The sequence below is a fragment of the Mycobacterium sp. genome (genome assembly GCF_004298145.1).
In the GTDB taxonomy this organism is placed as follows: Bacteria; Actinomycetota; Actinomycetes; order Mycobacteriales; family Mycobacteriaceae; genus Mycobacterium.
On sequence record NZ_SCRH01000064.1, the window covers coordinates 1 to 5,894 of the forward strand.

The 5,894-nt window shown below is 68.0% G+C and carries 1 pseudogene; it reads left to right on the plus strand.

From position 1 onward, the window contains the following. A pseudogene (locus EPN51_RS26475) lies at positions 1-5,894 on the plus strand (amino acid adenylation domain-containing protein); the annotation flags it as partial.

The following is a 5,894-nucleotide window of genomic DNA, read 5'->3' on the forward strand; positions in this document are numbered from 1 at the left end:
CGCCACCTGGACCTGGGCGCCCTCAACACTGGACCACACCCAGATCAACCGCCTCGCCCAACTGTGGTTCGACGCCCTGACCGGCATCTGCACCCACGTGCGCGACGGCGGCGGCGGGCTCACGCCGTCGGACATCACACTTGCCGGGCTGAGCCAACAACAGATCGACGAACTGGAGGGGCAATATGCGGATCGCTGACGTTTTGCCGCTGACTCCCCTGCAGGAAGGATTGTTCTTTCACGCCAACGCGGCAATGGGTCACGGCGACGATGTTTATGCGTCTCAGCTAGACATCACCGTGACCGGCACGCTCGACCCCGACCGGCTGCGCCACGCGGTACAGATCGCGATGAACCGCCATCCCAACCTGGCGGCCCGCTTCTTCGAACGGTTCGGGGAACCGGTGCAGATCATCCCGGCCGATCCCGCACCGGGCTGGCGGTATATCGAACTAGACGCCGGCCAACTCGCTGACGAGGTTCAGCAGATTTGTGCGGCCGAACGCGCCGCCGTATGCGATCTGGCTGGAGGACCGGCCTTCCGGGTGGCCGTGATCCGCACCGCCCCCGAGCAATACCGGTTGGTGCTGACCAATCACCACATCGTGCTCGATGGCTGGTCGCTGCCGATCCTGCTACAGGAGATCTTTGCCGCCTACTACGGGCAGCGACTGCCCGCGCCCACGTCCTATCGCAGCTTCGTCACCTGGCTGGCCGATCGAGACCTCGACGCCGCCGAGGCGGCCTGGCGCGAGGTGCTGGCCGGCTTCGACACCCCCACCCTGGTCGGCCCGCCGAATCGGTTAAGGCCGGGACGGCGCGGGGTTGTCTCGTCGCGGCTGTCCGACCACACCACACACGCGCTGGGCGAGCTGGCCCGCTCTCACCACACCACCGTCAACACCGTGCTGCAAGCCGGTTTTGCACAACTCCTGACATGGCTGACCGGCCAGCACGACGTCGTGTTCGGCACCGCGGTCTCGGGTAGGCCGGCCGAGCTGGCCGGTGCCGAATCACTGGTCGGCCTGTTGATCAACACCGTGCCCGTGCGCGCGCGCATCACGCCTGCCAGCACCACGGCCGACCTGATCGACCAACTGCAAACCGCCTACAACAGCACGCTGGACCACCAACATCTGGGACTGACCGAAATTCACCGCATCACCGGCCACGATCAGCTCTTCGACACCTTGTTCGTGCTGGAGAACTATCCCGTCGACACCGCGGCCCTCGCCGGCGGCGACCACGAGCTGGCCATCACCGAATTCACCGGTCGTGAATACAACCACTACCCGCTGACCGTGCAAGCCACCCCGGGCCGCCAATTGGGGATTCGCGCCGAGTACGACACCGACGTGTTCGATGCCGACAGCACCCAGGCCCTAATCGACCGGTTCCAGCGGGTGCTGGTGGCGATGACCACCGACCCGACCCAGCGGCTGTCGTCGATCGATCTGCTCGACGCCGGTGAGCTTGCCCGGTTGGATGCCGTCGGCAACCGCGCCACGCTGACCCGTTCGGGGCCGCCACCGGTGTCGGTTCCGGCGCTGTTCGCTGAGCAGGTGGCCCGCGCCCCCGAGGCGGTGGCGGTGACCTTCGACGGCAACTCGGTGACCTACCGCGAACTCGAGGAAGCCGCTAACCGGTTGGCGCACTTCCTGATCGGCCATGGCGTGGGCGCCGGGCAGCGGGTGGCGGTGCTGTTGGAACGTTCGTCCTCGGCCGTCGTCACGATGCTGGCGGTGTTGAAGACGGGCGCGGCTTACCTGGCCATCGATCCGGCGTTGCCGGGCGCGCGGATCGCTTTCATGATGGGCGACGCCACACCGGTGGCCGTCGTCACCACGGCAGGCCTACGTGATCGGATAGCCAGCAACGACTTACTGGTCATCGATGCCGACGACCCCGACGTCCACGCCGAACCCGGCACGGCACTCCCGGGGCCGGGTCCCGACGATATCGCCTACCTGATCTACACCTCGGGCACCACCGGCGTACCCAAAGGCGTGGCCATCACCCATCGCAACCTGACCCACTTGGCCGATTCACAACCCAAACTTTTGCCGACCCAACAGGTTTGGACGCAGTGCCATTCCTACGCGTTCGACTTCTCGGTGTGGGAGATCTGGGCGGCGCTGCTAACCGGTGGCCGGTTGGTGGTGGTGCCCGACTCGGTGGTGAACTCTCCGCCGGACTTCCACGCCGTGCTGGTTCGCGAACGGGTCAACGTGTTGACCCAGACCCCGTCGGCGGTGGGGGCGCTGTCGCCGGAGGGGCTGGAGTCGACGGCGTTGCTGCTCGGCGGTGAGGCGTGTCCGGCCGAGGTGGTGGGTCGGTGGGCACCGGGACGGGTGGTGGTCAACGCCTATGGCCCTACCGAGACCACGGTGTACGCGTCGATGAGTGTATTGACGGCGGGGGCCGGGACGCCGCCGATCGGCTCGCCGGTGCCGACCGCGGCGTTGTTCGTGCTGGACGGGTGGTTGCGTGCGGTGCCCGTCGGGGTGGTCGGCGAGTTGTATGTCGCCGGTGCCGGCGTCGGCGTCGGGTACCTCGGTAGGGCCGGGCTGACGGCATCGCGCTTCATAGCGTGTCCCTTCGGGGTGCCCGGAGCGCGGATGTATCGCACCGGGGATCTGGTGCGCTGGGGCCCCGATGGGCAGCTGCACTACCTCGGGCGCGCCGACGAACAGGTCAAGATCCGCGGCTACCGCATTGAACTCGGCGAGATCCAGGCCGCCCTGATCGCGCTGGACGGCGTCGAGCAGGCGGTCGTCATCGCCCGCGAGGACCGCCCCGGCGACAAGCGCCTCATCGGCTACATCACCGGCACCGCCGACCCCGCCCAGGCGCGCACCGCTCTGGCCGAACGGCTCCCGGCCTACATGGTGCCGGCCGCGGTGGTAGCGCTCGACGCCCTCCCACTCACCCCCAACGGCAAACTCGACACCCACGCCCTGCCCGCACCCGAATACATCGGGAGCGGGTATCGCTCCCCGGCCACCCAGGTGGAGGAGATCCTGGCCGGCATCTACGCCGACATCCTGGGGCTCGGCCGGGTTGGCCTCGACGACTCGTTCTTCGATTTGGGCGGGGACTCGCTGTCGGCGATACGTCTGATCGCCGCGGTCAACAGCGTCCTGGACGCCGATCTGTCGGTGCGCACCGTGTTCGACGCGCCCACGGTGGCTCAGCTGGCCCCGCGTATCCGTACCGGCGTTGGTGAGGGTCCAGAGCCGTTGGTGGCCGGTGTGCGTCCAGCGGTGGTGCCGCTGTCCTACGCCCAACAGCGGTTGTGGTTCCTTGACCAATTGCAGGGCCCCTCCCCCGTCTACAACATGGCGGCGGCGTTGCGGTTCGACGGGGACCTTGATACCGAGGCGTTGGGTGCGGCGCTAGGCGACGTGGTGAGCCGCCAAGAGAGTCTGCGCACCCTGTTTGTGGCGCCCGAGGGGATCCCCCAGCAGACGGTCGTCGCTGCCGAGCGGGCCGACTTGCATTGGGTTGTCGTCGATGCCGCCGGCTGGTCGGCAGATCGGCTGGACGAGGCCATCGACACGGTCGCGCACCACAGTTTCGACCTGGCCGCTGAGATCCCTTTGCGGGCAACACTTTTCCGTCTCACCGAGGATGTGCACGTGTTGGTGACGGTGGTGCACCACATCGCCGCCGATGGCTGGTCGATCACTCCGCTGGTGGCTGATCTGAAGGTGGCGTACACGAGCCGGTGTGTGGGCCTGGCCCCCGCCTGGTCGCCGTTGCCGGTGCAATACATCGATTACGCGCTGTGGCAGCGCACCCAGCTGGGTGATCTGGCCGATGCCCACAGCCGCATCGGCACACAGCTGACCCATTGGGAGGAGGCCCTGGCCGGGCTGCCCGAGCGGCTGCAGTTGCCCACCGACCGGCCCTACCCGCCGGTGGCCGATCAGCACGGCGCCACCGTGACGGTGGACTGGCCGGCGGAACTCCAGCAGCAGATTGCCCGGGCAGCCCGAGAGCACAACGCAACCAGCTTCATGGTGGTGCAGACCGCGCTGGCGGTGCTGCTGTCGAAGATCAGCGCCAGTTCCGATGTGGCGGTGGGGTTCCCGATCGCCGGGCGGCGCGACCCGGCGCTGGATCAATTGGTCGGTTTCTTCGTGAACACCCTGGTGCTGCGCGTCGATCTGACAGGTAATCCAACCGTCGCCGAGCTACTGGCCCAGGTCCGCCAGCGCAGTCTGGCCGCCTACGAGCACCAAGACGTGCCCTTCGAAGTCCTCGTGGAGCGACTCAACCCGACCCGCAACCTGACCCACCATCCGCTGGTCCAAGTGGCGTTGGCCTGGCAGAACTTCGCCGGGGACCCGGCCGCCGAGCTGAGCTTGGGTGATCTGGAGGTCACGTCGCTGCCGGTGAACACCGGCACCGCGCGGATGGATCTGGCGTTTTCGTTGGCCGAGCGCTTCACCGAAGCCGGAGAGCCCGCCGGGATCGGCGGTGCGGTGGAGTTTCGCACCGACGTGTTCGACCCCGACACCATCGAGGCACTGATCGCACGATTGGGGCGGGTGTTGGTGGCGATGACAGCCGATGCGGGGCGGTCATTGTCGTCGATCGATGTGCTCGACGAGTCAGAACATGCCCGGCTGGCACAGCTGGGTAACCCGGCGAGCCCGGTTCAGCCGGCGGCGCCGGGGGTGTCGATTCCGGTGTTGTTCGCCGAACAGGTGGCCCGGATCCCGGAGGCGGTGGCGGTCAGCGTCGAGGGCCGGTCGATGACCTACCGCGAGCTTGATCAGGCCGCTAACCGGTGCGCGCAACTGCTGGCCGGCCAGGGCGTGGGCCCGGGACAGCATGTGGCGCTGCTGTTGTCGCGCTCGGCCGAGGCGATCGTGGCGATCCTGGCCGTCTTGAAGACCGGGGCGGCCTACGTGGCGATCGACCCCGCGGTCCCGCAGGCGCGGCTGCGGTTCGTGCTCACCGACGCCGCACCGGCCGCGGTGATCACCACCGCCGGACTACGCGAGCGCCTGGACGGCTGCGACATGACGGTGATCGACATCAACGATCCCGCGCTGCACGCCCAGCCCTACCCCGACACCGCTTTGCCGGTGACGCAACCGGCCGATATCGCCTATCTGATCTACACCTCGGGCACCACCGGCACCCCCAAAGGGGTGGCCATCACCCACCACAACGTGACCCAGCTGCTGGCATCGCTGGATGCCGGGCTGCCCCCAACCGGGGTGTGGACGCATAGTCACTCGCTGGCCTTCGACGTCTCGGTCTGGGAAATCTTCGGCGCCCTACTGCGCGGCGGGCGCCTGGTCGTGGTCCCCGAAGCGGTCGTGGCCTCTGCCGAAGACCTCCACCAGCTGCTGATCACCCAGGGCGTCAGCGTGTTGACGCACACCCCCTCCGCGGTGGCCGCGCTCTCCCCGCAGGGCCTGGACTCGGTGACGCTGGTGACCGTCGGGGAAGCCTGCCCCGTCGAGGTGGTCAACCAGTGGGCGCCGGGACGGGTGATGGTCAACGCCTATGGCCCCACCGAAACCACCATGTGCGTGACCATCAGCGCCCCCCTGACCCCTCACACCCCGGTCGTACCCATCGGCACCCCGGTCCCCGGAGCAGCACTGGTCATCCTGGACCGATGGCTACACCCCACCCCACCCGGCGTCGTCGGCGAACTCTACGTCGCCGGTCGTGGGGTGGGCGTGGGCTATGTGCGCCGGGCGGGGTTGACCGCGTCGCGGTTCGTGGCCTGCCCGTTCGGTGCTCCGGGGACGCGGATGTATCGCACCGGCGATCTGGTGCGCTGGGGTGCTGATGGGCAGCTGCACTACCTCGGGCGCGCCGACGAGCAGGTCAAGATCCGCGGCTACCGCATCGAACCCGGCGAAATCCAA